This window comes from Methylogaea oryzae (genome assembly GCF_019669985.1).
In the GTDB taxonomy this organism is placed as follows: domain Bacteria; phylum Pseudomonadota; class Gammaproteobacteria; order Methylococcales; family Methylococcaceae; genus Methylogaea; species Methylogaea oryzae.
Map to the genome: position 1 here is coordinate 636884 of NZ_AP019782.1, position 16532 is coordinate 653415.

The 16532-nt window shown below is 66.2% G+C and carries 13 protein-coding genes; 12 read left to right on the plus strand and 1 reads right to left on the minus strand.

The features are described from left to right. Positions 1-111 precede the first annotated feature (111 nt). From arsS to K5607_RS03255, 8 genes are all read left to right on the plus strand, one after another. On the plus strand, positions 112-1086 hold the full coding sequence (gene arsS, locus K5607_RS03220; protein ID WP_221048173.1) for an arsenosugar biosynthesis radical SAM (seleno)protein ArsS: 975 nt from the start codon (positions 112-114) through the stop codon (positions 1084-1086). After that, on the plus strand, positions 1083-2978 hold the full coding sequence (locus K5607_RS03225) for an ATP-binding protein (protein ID WP_221048174.1): 1896 nt from the start codon (positions 1083-1085) through the stop codon (positions 2976-2978). Before arsS ends, K5607_RS03225 begins: the two co-directional genes overlap by 4 nt. 1 nt (position 2979) lies before the next feature. Further along, entirely contained in the window at positions 2980-4152 is a 1173-nt protein-coding gene (locus tag K5607_RS03230) for a sensor histidine kinase (protein WP_221048175.1), read from the plus strand. Position 4153: 1 nt separating this feature from the next. Continuing rightward, on the plus strand, positions 4154-4603 hold the full coding sequence (locus tag K5607_RS03235; protein WP_054774724.1) for a response regulator: 450 nt from the start codon (positions 4154-4156) through the stop codon (positions 4601-4603). 7 nt (positions 4604-4610) lie between these two features. After that, positions 4611-6536, plus strand: a complete 1926-nt coding sequence (locus tag K5607_RS03240) for an HD domain-containing phosphohydrolase (RefSeq protein ID WP_221048176.1) — start codon at positions 4611-4613, stop codon at positions 6534-6536. 80 nt (positions 6537-6616) lie between these two features. Beyond that, positions 6617-8137, plus strand: a complete 1521-nt coding sequence (locus K5607_RS03245; protein WP_221048177.1) for a dihydrolipoyl dehydrogenase family protein — start codon at positions 6617-6619, stop codon at positions 8135-8137. A 3-nt stretch (positions 8138-8140) separates the two neighbouring features. Next, positions 8141-8836, plus strand: coding sequence for a TIGR04283 family arsenosugar biosynthesis glycosyltransferase (locus tag K5607_RS03250; protein ID WP_221048178.1), 696 nt, complete (start codon positions 8141-8143; stop codon positions 8834-8836). Further along, on the plus strand, positions 8817-9491 hold the full coding sequence (locus tag K5607_RS03255; protein ID WP_221048179.1) for a TIGR04282 family arsenosugar biosynthesis glycosyltransferase: 675 nt from the start codon (positions 8817-8819) through the stop codon (positions 9489-9491). The genes K5607_RS03250 and K5607_RS03255 overlap by 20 nt, the downstream gene beginning before the upstream one ends. On the opposite strand, the gene K5607_RS03260 is transcribed toward K5607_RS03255, so the two are convergent. Continuing rightward, positions 9445-10332: a CPBP family intramembrane glutamic endopeptidase gene (locus K5607_RS03260; protein ID WP_221048180.1), complete on the minus strand. Its 888-nt coding sequence runs from the start codon at positions 10330-10332 to the stop codon at positions 9445-9447. The two genes, K5607_RS03255 and K5607_RS03260, sit on opposite strands and share 47 nt — an antisense overlap. Before the next feature lie 119 nt (positions 10333-10451). Here K5607_RS03260 and K5607_RS03265 point away from each other — a divergent pair, with 119 nt between their 5' ends. The 4 genes from K5607_RS03265 to K5607_RS03280 all read left to right on the plus strand — a co-directional run bounded on the left by K5607_RS03265 (position 10452) and on the right by K5607_RS03280 (position 16525). Next, positions 10452-13172: an ABC transporter substrate-binding protein gene (locus K5607_RS03265; RefSeq protein ID WP_221048181.1), complete on the plus strand. Its 2721-nt coding sequence runs from the start codon at positions 10452-10454 to the stop codon at positions 13170-13172. Positions 13173-13444: 272 nt separating this feature from the next. Continuing rightward, positions 13445-13921 carry a DUF2914 domain-containing protein gene (locus tag K5607_RS03270; protein ID WP_221048182.1) on the plus strand — a complete coding sequence of 159 codons (477 nt, stop codon included), beginning with the start codon at positions 13445-13447 and terminating at the stop codon, positions 13919-13921. Between the two features lie 4 nt (positions 13922-13925). After that, positions 13926-14975, plus strand: coding sequence for a hypothetical protein (locus K5607_RS03275; protein WP_054773917.1), 1050 nt, complete (start codon positions 13926-13928; stop codon positions 14973-14975). A 131-nt stretch (positions 14976-15106) separates the two neighbouring features. Continuing rightward, positions 15107-16525 carry a vWA domain-containing protein gene (locus K5607_RS03280; RefSeq protein ID WP_221048183.1) on the plus strand — a complete coding sequence of 473 codons (1419 nt, stop codon included), beginning with the start codon at positions 15107-15109 and terminating at the stop codon, positions 16523-16525. Positions 16526-16532: the final 7 nt, after the last annotated feature.

Here is a 16532-nt window from a genome sequence, read left to right on the forward strand (position 1 = left end):
GGCATGCCCCGGTGAAAGCCGGAGCGGGCATAAGGCGCTTATCGCCAAACGATAACCCTGGAATCCGTCCATCCGGCTATAGTTCAAACCTTGAGTTCCACGAGCCGCATTATGCATCCGACCTTGCCCTTGCTGGCAGCCACCCCGTTTTTCCCCCTGCGCCGCGGTCGCCTGGAGACGTTGCAGGTGAACCTGGGCTATCGCTGCAACCAGGCTTGCGTCCATTGCCATGTGGCGGCGAGCCCCAAGCGTACCGAGGAAATGTCGCGGGCCATGGTCGAGACGGTGTTGGCCTTCATGCGGGCGCAGGACATCGCCTGTCTCGACTTGACCGGCGGCGCGCCGGAGTTGAATCCGCATTTCCGTTATTTGCTGGAGTCGGCCCGGGGGCTGGGCGCGCGGGTGATCGACCGCTGCAACCTGACCGTCCTGGAGGAGCCGGGCCAGGAGGATTTGGCCGATTTCCTCGCCGGCCACGGCGTGGAAATCGTCGCCTCCTTGCCCTGTTACCTGGAGGACAACGTGGACCGCCAACGCGGCCAGGGCGTGTTCGCCGCCAGCATCCGCGCCCTCCGGCGGCTCAATGCCTTGGGCTATGGACGGGAGGGCGGCCTGTCTTTGCATTTGGTGTTCAATCCACAGGGGCCGGTGCTGCCGCCGCCCCAGAGGGCGCTGGAAGCGGCCTACAAGCGGGAATTCGCCGCCCGTTACGGCATCGTTTTCAACCGGCTCTATACCCTGGCCAACATGCCCATCCAGCGCTTCGGCAGCCAGTTGCTGTCCCAGGGCCGGTTCGACGCTTACCTGGCCTTGCTGCAGGGCGCCCACCGCGACGCCAACCTGGAAGGCGTCATGTGCCGCTCCACCCTCAGCGTGGACTGGCAGGGCTATGCGTACGACTGCGATTTCAACCAGATGCTGGGGATTCCCTTGGGCGGCGGCGGCGAGCCGCCGCGCCTGGCCGATTTGCTGCGCGAGGACCTGGCCGGCCGGCCCATCGGGGTGGCCGGCCATTGCTACGGCTGCACGGCGGGACAGGGCAGCAGTTGCCAGGGCGCGTTGAAAACGGCGGAAGCTCAGCCGTGAAGACGCTGCCGTTGAACGTGTTTCGCCACATCATCCGCACCACCGCCGCGGCGGTGGCCGGTTGGACCTTGGTAGTGGTGCTGTCCCTGGGCGCCGCTCTGCGCAGCAGCCACGAACAGAGCGTGGAGATCGCCCGCCACGAGGCGGCGGCCTATATCGCCAAGGACATCACTTTCCGCAACTGGGCCTCCTCCCACGGCGGCGTTTACGTTCCGCCCAGCGAGACTACGCCGCCCAATCCCTATCTCGTCCATGTGCCGGACCGGGATGTGGAAACCACCTCCGGTAAAAAACTGACCTTGATGAACCCCGCCTACATGCTGCGGGAAATGCAGACCCGGTTCCTCGGCCCTTTCGGCGAAAAAGGCCATATCACCAGCCTCAAGCCGCTCAACCCCGCCAATGCGCCGGACGATTGGGAGCGTCAGGCGTTGGAGCGCTTGGAACGGGGTGAGCGGGAAGTGTGGGCGGTGGTCGACGGCGCGGACGATTCGCGCCTGCGCATGCTCAAGCCGTTTGCGGTGGAGCAGGCTTGCCTCAAATGCCACGGCGAGCAGGGTTACAAAATCGGCGATATCCGTGGCGGCATCGCCGTGTCCTTGTCCTTGGCGTCGTTCCTCGAGGCGGAAGCGCTGACGGCGCGCGACCTGGAAATCGGCCACGGCGCGGTCTGGTTGTTGGGCCTGGCCGGGATCGGCTTGTTCACCCGCCAGAGCGTCCGTCGCGAAAAAGAGCGGCGGCAGGCTGAGGCGGTCAGGGAAAGCGCCGCCGACGAAATCGAGGATCTCTACAACCACGCGCCTTGCGGCTACCACTCCCTGGATGCCGAAGGCACGATCATCCGCATCAACGACACCGAGCTGGCGTGGCTGGGCCATCGGCGCGAGGATGTGGTCGGCAAGTTGAAGTTCGCCGATTGGTTGACCCCGCACAGCCGGGAGACTTTCCGGCAGAGTTTTCCGTCGCTCAAAGCGCGTGGCTGGGTCAACAACCTGGAGTTCGAGGTGTATCGCCGGGACGGTTCGACCTTGCAGGTGCTGCTCAGCTCCACGGCCGTCCAGGATGCCCAGGGCGGTTACTTGATGAGTCGCGCCACGCTATACGACATCAGCGATCTCAAGCGGGCCGAGGGCGAAATCCGCCAATTGAACGCCGGGCTGGAACGGCGGGTGGAGGAGCGAACGGCGCAACTGGAGGCCGCCAACCGCGAGCTGGAAGCTTTCGCCTATTCGGTGTCCCACGATTTGCGGGCGCCTTTACGGGCCATCGACGGCTTTTCCAACCTGTTGCTGGAGGATTACCGGGACCGGTTGGACGATACCGGCCGCCACTATCTGCAAGTGCTGCGCGACAGCGCCTTGCGCATGGGGCAACTGATCGACGACATCCTCGGTTTTTCGCGCATGGGCCGACACGAAATGGAGTCCATGGCGTTCGACATGGCGACGCTGGTCAACGAGGTGTGGGCCGAGCTGCAAGCCGGTTGCGCCGGGCGCAACGTCCGCTTCGTGGCCGGCGAGTTGCCGCCGGCGCGGGGCGACCGCGTCTTGCTGCGGCAAGTGCTGCTGAACCTGTTGTCCAACGCCGTCAAGTTCACCGGCCCGCGGGAGGAAGCGGTGATCGAGGTGGGCGGCGAGGCCGGGGCGGAGGAACACGTCTATTGGGTGAAAGACAACGGCGTCGGTTTTGACACGGCTTATGCCGGCAAGCTGTTCGGCGTGTTCCAGCGGCTGCACACCCAGGAGGAATTCGAAGGCACCGGCATCGGCTTGGCCATCGTCAAACGCGTTGTCGAAAGGCATGGCGGCAGGGTGTGGGCTGAGTCGCAACTCGGCGTGGGAACGGCGGTGTATTTCGCCCTGCCGTGCGCGGTTTGCGGCGAGGGGGCGTGACATGGGCGAACTCCCCTTGCCGAAAATCCTGGTGGTCGACGACAACCCGGCCAATTTGCAAGCCGTGAAGCGGTTGTTCGCGGCGGCGGGCACGCCGGCCGAATGCGTGCTCGCCGCCTCCGGCGAAGAGGCCTTGGCCCTGGTGCTGGAGAACGAATTCGCCTTGCTGCTGCTGGACGTGGACATGCCGGATATGGATGGCTATGAAGTGGCGGAGATGCTGAAAAGCGTCGAATACACCAAGAATCTGCCGATCATTTTCGTCACCGCTGCCTACAAGGACCACGCCCACCAGTTGAAAGGCTATGACCTGGGGGCGGTGGACTACATCGAAAAGCCGGTGGACGACAGCATTTTGCTGGGCAAGGTGAATACCTTCCTCCGGTTGTACAACAGCATCGCCGAACGCAAACGGGCGGAAGCGGAAGCCAGAAACCTCAACGTGGAGCTGGAGCGGCGGGTGCGGGACCGGACGGAGCAATTGCAGGCCGCCAATCGGGAGCTGGAGGAGTTTTCCTATTCCATGTCCCACGACATGGCGGCGCCCTTGCGGGCCATCGACGGGTATTCGCGCATTTTGCTGGAGGAGCACGCCGGCGGCTTGGACGACGAAGGCAAGCGGCTGCTGAACGCATTGCGCGGCAACGCCCTGCGCATGGCCAAGCTGGTCGACGACATCACCTTGTTCCTGCAAATGGGGCGGCGCGGCATGAAATGGGAGACGGTGGACATGGCGGCCGCGGCGAAAGCGGCCGCCGACGCCGTCGTGCGGGCGGCGGGTTCCGCGCGCCGCGCCCACGTGGTTGTCCAGGACATCCCGGCCGCCTGGGGCGACGGCGAGATGGTGCGCCAGGTGTGGGGCAATTTGTTGTCCAACGCGGTGAAATTCGCGGCGCCGACCGGCGACATCGAAATCGAAGTGGGGAGCGTGCCCAGTCCGCACGGGCCGGCTTACTACGTCAAGGATGCCGGCGTCGGGTTCGACATGCGCTATGCTGACAAACTGTTCCGGGTGTTCGAGCGCCTGCACTCGCCGGATCAATACACCGGCACGGGCATCGGGCTGGCCATCGTCAAACGGGTCGTCGAACGCCACGGCGGCGCCGTATGGGCCGAAGGCAACGTCGGCCAGGGGGCGGTTTTCTATTTCAGCTTGCCGCAGCAAGGGGCGTGAGATGAGCGAAGGCGACAATGCCGTGGAGATTCTGCTGGTGGAGGACACCGCCGCCGATGCGGAGTTGACCATGCGCGCCTTGCGCAAGCGCGGCTTGGCCAATCACCTGGCTTGGGTGAAGGACGGCGCCGAGGCGGTGGATTTCATTTTCGCCCAGGGCGCTTACGACCGGCGCCAGGTGGAGCGCGGGCCCAAAGTGGTGTTGCTCGACCTGCGCTTGCCGAAATTGAGCGGCATCGAAGTGCTGCGGCGCATCAAGGGCGACGAGCGGACCCGGAAAATCCCGGTGGTGGTGCTCACGTCCTCCAAGGAGGAAATCGACCTGGACGAATGTTATGCCCTGGGCGTGAACAGCTACATCGCCAAGCCGGTCAACTTCGACGAGTTCAGCCAGGTGGTCGGCGAGTTGGGCCTGTACTGGCTGTTGATCAATTGCCCACCGCAAATGTGAGTCCTCGATGCGCGACGCTTTACATATCCTGCAACTGGAGGACGAGCCCGCCGACGCGGAGCTGACCGAGCGCGAGCTGCGCAAGGCGGGCATCGCCTTCGTCAGCCGGCGCGTGTTGACGCGGGACGCGTTCGTGGCCGCGCTGGAGGAGTTCCGCCCCGACCTGATCCTGGCCGATTATCGGCTGCCGGCTTTCGACGGCTTGGAGGCCTTGCGGCTGGCCCAAGAAAAGCTGCCGGACGTGCCGTTCATTTTCCTGTCCGGCGCCATGGGGGAGGAGTTCGCCATCGAAACGCTGCACCAGGGCGCCGCCGATTACGTGCTGAAAGGCCGCCTCAGCAAGCTGGTGCCGGCGGTGGAGCGCGCCCTGCAAAACGCCGAGGAGCGCCGCGCCCGCAAGGAAGCCGACGCCGCGCTGCGGGACAGCGCGGAGCGGTTCCGCAACATGACCGAGTCGGCCCAGGACGGCATCGTCATTATCGACGACAACGGCCTGATCACCGACTGGAACAGCGCGGCGGAGCGCATGTTCGGCTACCGCCGGCAGGAGGTGCTGGGCAAGGACATGCATGCCCTCGCCGCGCCGCCCCGTTATCTCGATGACTACCGGCAACACTGGCCGAACTTCCGGACGAGCGGGCGGGGAGCCGTGATCGGCACGACCATCGAAGCCGCCGGGCTGCGCCGCGACGGCGGCGAATTTCCCGTGGAACTGTCCATTTCCGCCGCGCCGATCCAGGGGCGCTGGCATGCCATCGGCATCATCCGCGACATCAGCGAGCGCAAACGGGGCGAGCGGGCGCTGCAGCGCAGCAACCGCTTTTTGCGGACGCTCAGCCGTTGCAACGAAACCCTGATTCACGCCACCGACGAGTTCCAGCTGTTGCGGGACATGTGCCGCTTGATCGTCGAAGTGGGCGAGTTTCCCCTGGCCTGGGTGGGCTATGTCGACAGCGGCCAGCCCCAGTCCATCGCTCCCATGGCTTGGTTTGGCGAACACGCCGAGGAGTTCGTCGCCGACCATAAAGCGAGTTGGCCGGAGGAGGAGCGGCTGGGCTGCCCCATGTGCGTGACGCTGAACACCGGCGATATCCAAACCGTGAAGGACATTTCCGCCTATGGCGGTTGCGCCCCGTGCCAGGTTCGCGCGCGGCTGTTCGGGTATTGCTCGAGCATTTTCCTGCCGTTGAAAGGGGCGGGCGGAACGGTGGTCGGCGCCTTGGCCATCTACGCGCGGGAAACGGACGCGTTCGGCCGCGACGAGTACGCCATCCTGGCCGAATTGGCCGCCGACCTGGCTTTCGGCATCACGACCCTGCGCGAGCGCGGGGCCCGGGAGGAAAGCGCGCGCCAGCTGGAACGGGCGCTGGAAGGCACCATACAAGCCATCGCCACCACCATCGAGGCGCGCGATCCCTACACGGCGGGACACCAGAAGCGCGTGTCGCAACTCGCCGAGGCGATCGCCCGCGCGCTGGCCATGCCGGAGGAGCGCGTGGGCGGCGTGCGGCACGGCGCGGAAATCCACGACATCGGCAAGATCTACATCCCGGCGGAAATCCTCAGCCGCCCCGGCCGTTTGAACGACGTGGAATTCAAGCTGATCAAGATGCACCCGGAAGTCGGCTACGACATCGTCAAGGACATCGATTTTCCCTGGCCGGTGGCCGACATGATTTTGCAGCACCACGAGCGGTTGAACGGCGAGGGCTATCCGCGCGGCCTGAAAGGCGACGAGATCGTGCTGGAGGCCCGGATTCTCGCCGTTGCCGACGTGGTGGACGCCATGGCGTCGCACCGTCCTTACCGGGCGGCCCTGGGGGTGGACGCCGCGCTGGAGGAAATCGAGCGGCACCGGGGCGAGTTGTACGACGGCGCGGTGGTGGACGCCTGTATCAGCCTGTTTCGCCGGCAAGGCTTCTCCTTCGCTTGAACGGCCTGCCGGCGCTATGATCCGGGCTCGGGGACCGGCCCGGCGTCGTCGCGCCCGCGCCCCGTGAGGAAAACTCCGCCATGCACCGACTTCTCCCGTCCCTATTCAGGCATCTCGCGGCGCGCCGGCGCTTGCGGCGCTGGCCCAAGCCGCGCCGTTTCGACCGCAACCTGGTGGTGATCGGTGCCGGCGCGGCGGGTTTGGTGACGGCTTATATCGCGGCGGCGGTGCGGGCCAAGGTGACCCTGGTGGAGCGGGGCGCCATGGGGGGCGATTGCCTCAACAGCGGCTGCGTGCCGTCCAAGGCGCTGATCCGCACCGCCCGGCTGCTGGCGCAAATCCGCAACGCTCCCCATTACGGCATCGCACGGGCCACGGCGGAGTTCGATTTCGCCGCCGCCATGGCGCGGGTGCGGGCCGTGATACGGGAGGTGGCGCCCCACGACTCGGTCGAGCGCTACGCCGGCCTGGGCGTCGAGGTGCTGCAAGGCGAGGCCCGCATCGTTTCGCCTTGGGCGGTGGAAGTCCGCACCGCCCAGGGTACGCAAACCCTCACCACTCGGGCCATCGTCATCGCCGCCGGCGCGCGTCCGTTCGTGCCGCCCATACCGGGGCTGGCCGAGGCCGGTTATCTCACTTCCGACAACCTATGGGATTTGCGGGAATTGCCGCGGCGCTTGCTGGTGCTGGGGGGCGGCCCCATCGGTTGCGAGCTGGCGCAGTGTTTCGCCCGCTTCGGCAGCCGAGTGACCCTGGTGGAAATGGCGCCGCGCTTGCTGATGCGCGAGGACGCGGACGTGTCGGACCGGGTCGCCGGCCGCTTCCGCCAGGAGGGCGTGGACCTGCGCCTGGAGCACAAAGCGCTGCGCTGCCTGGCGGAAGACGGCGAAAAGGCGCTGGTCGCGGAATGCCGAGGCGAGGAGGTGCGCCTGGCTTTCGATCAGGTGCTGGTGGCCGTCGGCCGCGTCGCCAACACCCAGGGCTACGGCCTGGAGGAGCTGGGCATCCCCACCACGCCGGCGCGCACGGTGGCCGTCGACGAATGCCTGCAAACCCTGTATCCCAACATCTACGCCTGCGGCGACGTGGCCGGACCGTTCCAGTTCACCCACACCGCCGCCCACCAGGCGTGGTACGCCGCGGTCAACAGCCTGTTCGGCGGCGTGCGCAAGTTCCGCGTCGATTATTCGGTGATTCCCTGGGCCACGTTCACCGATCCGGAAGTGGCGCGGGTGGGGCTCAACGAACAGGAAGCGCGCGAACGCGCCGTGCCGTTCGAAGTCTGCCGCTACGACTTGCGCGACCTGGACCGGGCCATCGTCGACGGGGAGGCCCACGGCTTCGTCAAAGTGCTGACGGCGCCGGGCCGGGACAAGATTTTGGGGGCGACCATCGTCGGAGAGCACGCCGCCGACCTGCTGGCCGAATTCGTGCTGGCGATGAAGCACGGCATCGGCCTGAACCGGCTGCTGGGCACCATCCACGTCTACCCGACCCTGGCCGAGGCCAACAAGCAGGTGGCCGGGGCATGGAAGCGTTCCCACGCGCCGCAAGGGGTGTTGCGCTGGCTGGCGCGCTACCACGCCTGGCGGCGGGGCTGATCCATGCCGCGTGTGTCCATCGTCGTTCCCGTCTTGAACGAAGCGGCCGGTATCGTCGCCCACTTGGCCGCCCTGCAGCCCTTGCGCCGGCGCGGCCATGAAGTGATCGTGGCGGACGGCGGCAGCGCCGACGGTACCGCCGCCTTGGCCGCCGGGCTGAGCGATGCGGTCGTCCGGGCGCCGCGCGGCCGTGCGGCGCAAATGAACGCCGGCGCCGCCTTGGCGCGAGGCGAGGTGCTGCTGTTCCTGCACGCCGATACGCGTTTGCCGGAGGAGGCCGATCGGCTGGTGCTGGATGGACTCGCTGCCGGCGGCCGGGCATGGGGGCGTTTCGACGTGTCCATCGACGGCCGCCATCCCTGGTTGAAGGCGATCGCCTGGTGCATGAACCGCCGCTCGCGCTGGACCGGCATTGCCACCGGCGACCAGGCCTTGTTCGTGCGGCGCGAGGCGTTCGAGGCCAGCGGCGGCTTTCCCGATATTCCCCTCATGGAGGACATCGCCTATAGCCGCATCCTGAAAAGCTTCGGCCCGCCGCTGTGCCTGGCGGCCCGGGTCGCCACCTCCGGCCGCCGCTGGGAGAAACGCGGCGTGCTGCGCACCGTGCTGCTCATGTGGCGGCTGCGGCTGGCGTATTTTTGCGGCGCCGATCCGGCGCACCTGGCCAGAGCTTACGGCTATGAACCGCGGCAATCCTGAAGCCGTCGCCATCGCCGTGTTCGCCAAGGCGCCGCTGCCCGGCCATGCCAAGACCCGGCTGATTCCCGTCCTCGGCTCGCAAGGCGCCGCCGATTTGCAACGGGCTTTCGTCCTGCGCACCCTGGAAACCGCTGTGGCGGCGGCCGTGGGGCCGGTGTCCCTGTGGTGCGCGCCGGATTGCTCCCACGAGCTGTTCGGCCACTGCCGCGAGCGTTTCGGCGCGGCCTTGCGGCCGCAGACCAGCGGCGATCTGGGGCAGCGCATGCGCGCCGCCCTGGCGGAGCTGTGCCGGCAAGGGCCGGCGCTGCTGATCGGCACCGACTGCCCGGCCATGGCCCCGGCCCACCTCCGCGCCGCCGCCGCCGCTTTGCGCCAGGGGAGCGACGCGGTGTTCCTGCCCGCGGAGGATGGCGGCTATGTCCTGGTCGGGGTGCGCCGCGCCGAGCCGTGGTTGTTCGGCGACATGCCCTGGGGCGGATCGGCCGTCATGGCGGAAACCCGCCGGCGCATGCGCCAAGCCGGCTGGCGTTGGGCGGAGCCGGCGTTGTTGTGGGATGTGGACCGGCCGGAGGATTGGCGACGGCTGGAGCGGGCAGGACTGATGGCCGTCACGCCGGGCGGCGTCGATGCAGCGTCCGCAGCAGGGGCAGGGTAAGCAACGTCAGCCAGCCGGCGGCCAGCCAGCCGATGATGTGGTCGTAGTCGCCCACCAGGAAGCCCAAGGGGGAGGCGGGCACGAGATCGGTGAGGGCCAGCGTGGTGCGCAGGGTATAGACCCAGCCGGCGTGGATGCCGATGCACAGCGCCAGGCCTGGACCGACCAACAGGCGCGCGCAGCCCAACAGCAGGCCGGCGCAGTACAGGGCGGCGAAAGAGTCCGCGTTGTTCCAGCGCAGCAGGTGGCGGAAGCCGTCGCCGATGTAGGTGAAGCTGCTTTGCCAGCCGAGGCCGTCTTCCGGCAATTTGAGATCGCTGTGAAAAAAATGCAGGATGGCGTAATAAAAAGCGCTGACCGCGACGGCGTAGACGGCGCCTCGCCGTTGGGCCAGCGCGCCCAGCAGCACGCCGCGGAACAGCAGCTCCTCGATGCAGCCCACCAGCACGCCGACCAATAACGGCTTGGCCGACGCCCGCAGCAGGCTGGAGGCGAATTGTCCCGGCGGCCAAGCGCCGGTGCGCAGGCCCAGGGCTGTTTCCAGCAACACCAGCAGGGCCATGATGGCTATGCCGGCCAGCAGGCCGGCGGCCAATCCCCGCAGCCAGGCGATCGGCCGCGCCGGCAGGCCCAGGCCGCCGCGGCCCAGGCGCAGTTTGGCGATGAGCCAGGGCAGGCTCAGCACGATCAGCGCCAGCGTCAGTCGGCTGACCACGGCCCGAAGCGACATGGCGCCATGCAAAGCCAGGTAAAGGGGGTAGGCCAGCAGGCCGGCGCTCAACAGCGCGGTCAGCAAATAACCCAGGGGGAGTAAGGCGGTGGTGATCGGACCCAGCGGCATGGCGAAGTTGCAAACGGTGGCGGCTAGTCTGTAGACCCGGACAGTTTACCCTAGGCGTCGGCGATATACCCCGTCGTAGGGGGATGCGCGGGTGTGTTCTATAGTGAGCTTCTTTATCAATGGACCGTTCCTTCTCGTTCATGTCGATGCCGGCCTTTTTTTTCAGCCGTCCAGCCGCCCGGCGCCGTATTTTTCCGCTGCTGTGCCTGTTGCTATGGTGCCGGCCGGCGGTAACGGCCGAGCCGCCGCTGGAAGCCGTGACCCTGCAATTGCGCTGGCTGCACCAGTTTCAGTTCGCCGGCTATTACGCCGCCCAGGAAAAGGGGTATTACCGGGAGGCGGGGCTGGATGTGACGATTTCGCCGGGGCGGCCGGGACTGCAGCCCATCGGCGAGGTCTTGGCCGGCCGCGCTCAATTCGGCGTGGCCAACAGCGAGTTGCTGCACCAGCGTTTGCTGGGGCGGCCCCTGGTGGCCTTGGCCGCCGTTTTTCAGCATTCCCCCTCCGTTTTGCTGGTCCGCGCCGATTCCGGCATACGCAGTCCCCAGGACCTGGTGGGGAAGCGGGTGATGATGATCGGCGACGATACCGACGCGGATTTTCTCGCCATGCTGCGCAACGAGGGCGTCGACGTGTCGCGCTTGGCGCGCTTGAACAGCAGTTACGACGTTGGCGATTTGCTGGACGGCCGCACCGACGCTTTCAACGCTTACGTCACCAACGAGCCGTATCTGTTGGAACAGCGCGGCGTTTTGCCCGCCGTCATCAGTCCCATTACCTACGGCATCGATTTTTACAGCGACATTCTTTTCACCAGCGAGCAGGAGCTGGCCGAGCGTCCGGATCGCGTCAAAGCGTTCCGCGACGCCAGCCTCAGGGGATGGGACTATGCCATGCGCCACCCGGACGAGATCATCGAGCTGATCCTGCGCCGTTACGGCTCGGGCAAAAGCCGTGAGCATTTGCGCTACGAGGCGGACGCCATGCGCCGGCTGATCCTGCCGGAGCTGGTCGAGCTGGGCCACATGAATCCGGGGCGCTGGCGCCGCATGGCGGATTCGTTCGTCCAGCTGGGCATGGTGAAGGCGGATTACCGGCTGGACGGGTTTCTCTACGATCCCGATCCCAAGGTGGGCTATTCCCGCGTCAAATGGCTGGGGGGCGCCGCCGGAGGCATATTGATCCTATTGGCCGGCACGGCCCTGTGCCAGGGGATCTTCAACCGGCGTTTGCAGCGGGAGGTGCGCGAGCGCAAGCAAGCCGAAGACCAGTTGCGCCAGACGGGAGCGCGCTTGCGCCATTTGATCGACGGGGGGCCGGCGGTGGTGTACTCCCTGCTGCCGAGCCTGCAAGCCGAGGGAGGCTTCGCCATGGACTACGTGAGCGCCGCCCTGGTGCGCCTGGCCGGTTATCCTCCGGCCCAGTGGCACGAGCCGGCGTTTTGGTCGGAGCACGTCCACCCCGACGACCGCCAGGGCGTTTCCGGCTTGAACCGGCGCTTGCTGCGGGAGCGGGGCACCTTGGTGCACGAATACCGCTTCCGCCATGCCGACGGCCATTATTTCTGGGTGCACGACAGCCTGACGGTGATTTGCGACGAAGAAGGCCGGCCGGTGGAAATCATCGGCACCTGGATCGACATCAGCGCCCGCAAAGAGGCGGAGGCGGCCCTGGTGGCGGCCAAGGACGAGGCGGACCGGGCCAATCGCGCCAAGTCGGAGTTTCTCGCCAATATGAGCCACGAAATCCGCACGCCCATGAACGCCGTCATGGGGTTTGCCCAGTTGGCCTTGAAAACCGAATTGAATCCGCGCCAGCACGATTACGTGGAGCGCATTGACCGGGCTTCGAAAGCCCTGTTGGGCGTCATCAACGACGTGCTGGATTTTTCCAAGATCGAAGCCGGCCGCATGGATTTGGAGCGGATCGCTTTCCGGCTGGACGCCGCCTTGGACAGCGTGTACAGCTTGAACGCCGTGGCCGCGGAGCAAAAGGGCCTGCTCCTGCGTTTCAACGTGGCGCCGGACGTGCCGGCCATCCTGGTGGGAGATCCGCTGCGCTTGAGCCAGGTGCTTATCAACCTGGTGAGCAACGCGGTGAAGTTCACCGCGGCCGGTGAAGTGTCGCTGCTGGTGGCGAAGCGCCGCGAGAGGAAGGGCCAGGCCAGATTGCTCTTTACCGTGCGGGACACCGGCTCGGGGATCCGCGAGGAAGTCCTGCCCTATTTGTTCGAGCCGTTCACCCAGGAGGACAGCTCCACCACCCGCCGCTTCGGCGGCAGCGGCCTGGGACTGGCCATCAGCCAGCGTTTGGTGAAGCTGATGGGCGGGGTGATCGAGGTGCGCAGCGCGTACGGCCAGGGCAGCCAGTTTAGCTTCGTCGCCGATTTCGGTTTGGCCGCTCAAGTGGTGCCCGCGATTCCGCCCGCGCGGCCGCCGTTGCCCGCGGCGGCGCAAGCCGGCATCCGCTTGTTGCTGGTGGAGGATCACGACGTTAACCGGAGCTTGATGCTGGAAGTGCTGCAAGAGGCCGGTTTCGTGGTCGACGTGGCGGTCAACGGCCGGGAAGCGGTGGAGCGGGTGGCGCGTTTCTCCCGCGATTACGGGGCGGTGCTGATGGACCTGCAAATGCCGGAAATGGACGGTTTCGACGCCACCCGCTTGATCCGGCGCGGCTTGGGCGTCACCGACCTGCCCATTATCGCCATCACCGCCCATGCGTTGGGTTCCGAGCGAGGCAAAAGCATGGAGGCCGGCATGAACGACTTTTTGACCAAGCCCGTGGACACCGGGTTATTGGTGGATACCGTGCGGCGCTGGTTGGCGGCGTCCCCGCTTTAACCGGTTTGCCCGAACCGCCCGCCAAATGGGTCGGGCGTCGCCGGGGTATTGATTCCGCGCCGCGCGGCGGTAATGCTAGGCGCATCGGTTGTGGCCGAGACCGGGGCCGATGCCTCGGCCGATTTTCAGCAATAACAGGGATAAACAGGGAGTTCGTTATGTTCGCTGGCCTTACTCTATGCGCTGGCCGTTTCCGGCCCGCCCGTCCGACCGGATTTCTCCGGTTTGTTTTACCCGCTTTACTCGGCTTGACGCTTGCCGTCCGACCCGGCATGGGTCGCGCCGACGAGGAGGGTTTCATCGAAATCGCCGCGACGGCTTGGGCCGCGGAAGTGGACAAAAGCCGTCGGCAGCCCATAAACCCGCTGGCCGTCGGGCGCGCGCGCCAGGGCGTGTTCCTGTGGATGCAGGTGAAAGGCTCGGCCGCCGCGCTGGACAAGCTCGCCGCCGAAGGCAAGCTGCCGATCCGCCACAAGTGGTTCAGGGAAACCATTTCCCGCGTCCGGCCGGAAGGCGTCACGGCGATGACCGACCAAATCGATGTTCCCGTTGCCCACCGCGAATTGTTGCCCGGGCTGCGGCGGGAGTTGCGCGATCAGGGCTATTTCGATTGGCGCACCTGGAGCAGCAAGGACAACTTGCTGCCCGGCGTCTGGCGGGTGCGGGTGGTGTATGCGGACAACGCCCCGGTGCTGTGCGGCGATGGCGGCGAGCGGCGTCCCTGCGAATACAGCTTGGAAGTGAGGTAGTTCCATGGAACGGGCAAGCAAAGAAGCGGCGCAAGCCGCGAAAAAAAGCGAGATCACCCTGCGCGGCGCGGTGGAGGATACGGAGATCCTGTTGGATTACGCGTCTTCCCGCGGCATCGCGCTGCCGACGGAAGTGCTGACGGCGCTGGTGAATTCGAAAACGCTGCTGACCGACGACGTGAATTCGCCGGACACTTTCGACCGGCAGGTGGCGTTTTGGGACGCCCGCCAGAAATTGGCCGAAGCCGTTCGCCCCGTCACCATCGCCAGCCTGAAAGCCACCACGCAGAGCCTGAGCCGCCGTGGCCGCATGGGCAACCTGGTCGACCGCTATTTCGGCGAGGCGCACTACACCCGCGCCGATTTGGCGGTGCACCTGTTCCGCCGCTGGGCGTTCTGGGCGCTGTTGCTGCTGTTGGTCACGCAGGTTTACTGGGTGGTGGGAGAAAATCTCAGCCATGGCATCACGCCGCTGCTGGACCAGGTCCAGGAGAGCAACAAGCAGCAGGATGCGTTGCGAGCCGGAGGCAAGGGGGCCGACGCCCCGGAGCTGCAGGCCCTGGAGGCGGAGGCGATCGTGCGGGAAAAGGAGATGGCTTTTCGCTTTGACATCCTGCGCAAATGGAACAACGTATGGCGTTCGCCGCTGACGGCCGTCGGCATCCTCGGCCCGGTATTGGAAAACGACCGCGAGTCGGCCTACGAAGCGTTGAAAAAAGCCGTGCTGGTGGCGAGCTATACCTCCCAGGGCTTGGAACGCTACATCCTGCCGCTGTTGTACGGGTTTCTCGGCGCTTGCCTGTACGTGCTGCGCACGCTGGCCAGCGATATCAAGACGCAGGCCTATACGCCGGACTTGAATACGCTGTATCGCTTGCGCGTTTACATGGGGATGCTGGCCGGGCTGATCGTCATCTGGTTCCTGCCCGCCGTCGATACCGAACCGGGGGTGAAATCCCTCACTCCCTTCGCTTTGGCTTTTCTCGCCGGCTATAGTGTGGACCTGCTGTTCGCCCTGCTGGACCGGCTGATCGGCACCTTTTCCGGCAAGTGACTGCCCCACGGCCCGCCCGGCGGGCTCCGGGTGCGCCAACAATCGGCGGCGAAGCGCTATCATCAATCGGGGCGCAACGGCGGCGCGGCTGTCGATGATTTTTGAGAATTGCCGGTTACAGAGGGGGGGACGTGAATAAACCGTGGAATGCATTGAGCGCCGGCAGGGCGGCTTTGATCTCGCTGGCGCTGCTCTCGGCGGCGCGGCCGGCGGCGGCGTACGAGACCAGGCCGCTGGATCTGGTGTTGGTGCTGGATACCGCGGTGAGCATGGCCGTCAGCGATCCTCGCCGGCTGGCGCCTTCGGCGGTGGAGTTGTTGCTCAACCTGCTGCCGGCCCAATCCCGCGTGCAGGTGTTCGGCTTCGATCGGGACGTGCACACCCGCAGCGAACTTCGCCTGTTGGACGCTGACGGTCGGCGTGACCTGAACTGGCTGGTGCAGAACGTCGTCGCCTCTCCCCATGTCGGCAGCGATTTTCGTCCGCCTTTGGAAGCGGCCCTGCAAAGCCTGGCCCAGGATCGCCGCGAGAATGCCCGCCCCATCGTCCTTTTGTTCTCCGACGGCATCACCAATGTCGGCAGCAACGACGAAAACCAGCGCCAGAAAGAGGCGGTGTTGCGGCAAACCGTCGCGCGTTTGCACGCGGCCGGAATACGGGTGTTCGCCATCGCTTTCAGCGAGCATGTGGATGCCCCCTTCTTGCAGGACATCGCGGCGGGCACCAGCGGGCTGACGATGGTGGCGGAGCGCACCGAGCAGTTGTCCGAGTTGTTCACGACCATTTTCGAGATTATCGAACAGCCCGACATGCTGCCGGTCGACCGGGTGGTCCATGTGGACGATCACGTCGGCTCCTTGTCGCTGCTGGTCAATCGCAAGCCGGAAGAAGCGGACGGCACGGTGCTGATTTCTCCGCAGGGGGATGCCATCGACGCGACGAGCGCTCGTCCCGACATCCATTGGACCAGCGGCCGCGGCTACAGCCTGGTGACCATGGATCATCCGCAGCAGGGGGATTGGCAGTTGCAACCGGACAGCGACGGTTCCCGCAAAGCCTACATCGTGACCGACGTCGCCCTGCGGGTGGAGGCTCCCGACCTGGTCGGCGGCGGCGACGCCATGCCGCCGATCAACGCGTGGCTGGAACAGGCCGGCGGCGGCGTGATGAATACGCCGGGGGTGCGGATTCAGGCCGGCGTCACCGCGCTTAACGATTCCGCCGCGCCTGACGTGGCGCTGGCGTTGGCGGACGACGACGGCGACGGACGCTTTTCGCAGACCCTGCCGAAGCTGGCGCCCGGCGCGTATCGCATCACGGTGCAGGCGAGCGTCGGCAATCTGCAGCGCATAAAAGAACACGGCTTGACCGTCGCCGCCGCGCCGCCGCCGCGCGAACCCGCCGCCGGCGATTCGGAGACGGATTCGTTAATCATGCTGGCATGGATCAACCTTGCCTTGTTGCCGATGGTCGGCGCGGCGGTTTACCTCCGCATGCGCGGCCGGAAAAAGCGGCGTCGCGTCCGGCGCGGCGCTCCCGCTGATGAATAGACCCCTT

What these genes read in the sequence shown, in the direction of transcription:
- K5607_RS03250 (WP_221048178.1), top strand. Translation starts at nt 8,141, where the DNA reads ATGCCGCGTGTGTCCATCGTCGTTCCCGTCTTGAACGAAGCGGCCGGT.
- K5607_RS03240 (WP_221048176.1), top strand. Translation starts at nt 4,611, where the DNA reads ATGCGCGACGCTTTACATATCCTGCAACTGGAGGACGAGCCCGCCGAC.
- K5607_RS03230 (WP_221048175.1), top strand. Translation starts at nt 2,980, where the DNA reads ATGGGCGAACTCCCCTTGCCGAAAATCCTGGTGGTCGACGACAACCCG.
- K5607_RS03275 (WP_054773917.1), top strand. Translation starts at nt 13,926, where the DNA reads ATGGAACGGGCAAGCAAAGAAGCGGCGCAAGCCGCGAAAAAAAGCGAG.
- K5607_RS03265 (WP_221048181.1), top strand. Translation starts at nt 10,452, where the DNA reads ATGGACCGTTCCTTCTCGTTCATGTCGATGCCGGCCTTTTTTTTCAGC.
- K5607_RS03260 (WP_221048180.1), bottom strand. Translation starts at nt 10,332, where the DNA reads ATGCCGCTGGGTCCGATCACCACCGCCTTACTCCCCCTGGGTTATTTG.
- K5607_RS03245 (WP_221048177.1), top strand. Translation starts at nt 6,617, where the DNA reads ATGCACCGACTTCTCCCGTCCCTATTCAGGCATCTCGCGGCGCGCCGG.
- arsS (WP_221048173.1), top strand. Translation starts at nt 112, where the DNA reads ATGCATCCGACCTTGCCCTTGCTGGCAGCCACCCCGTTTTTCCCCCTG.
- K5607_RS03255 (WP_221048179.1), top strand. Translation starts at nt 8,817, where the DNA reads ATGAACCGCGGCAATCCTGAAGCCGTCGCCATCGCCGTGTTCGCCAAG.
- K5607_RS03270 (WP_221048182.1), top strand. Translation starts at nt 13,445, where the DNA reads ATGGGTCGCGCCGACGAGGAGGGTTTCATCGAAATCGCCGCGACGGCT.
- K5607_RS03235 (WP_054774724.1), top strand. Translation starts at nt 4,154, where the DNA reads ATGAGCGAAGGCGACAATGCCGTGGAGATTCTGCTGGTGGAGGACACC.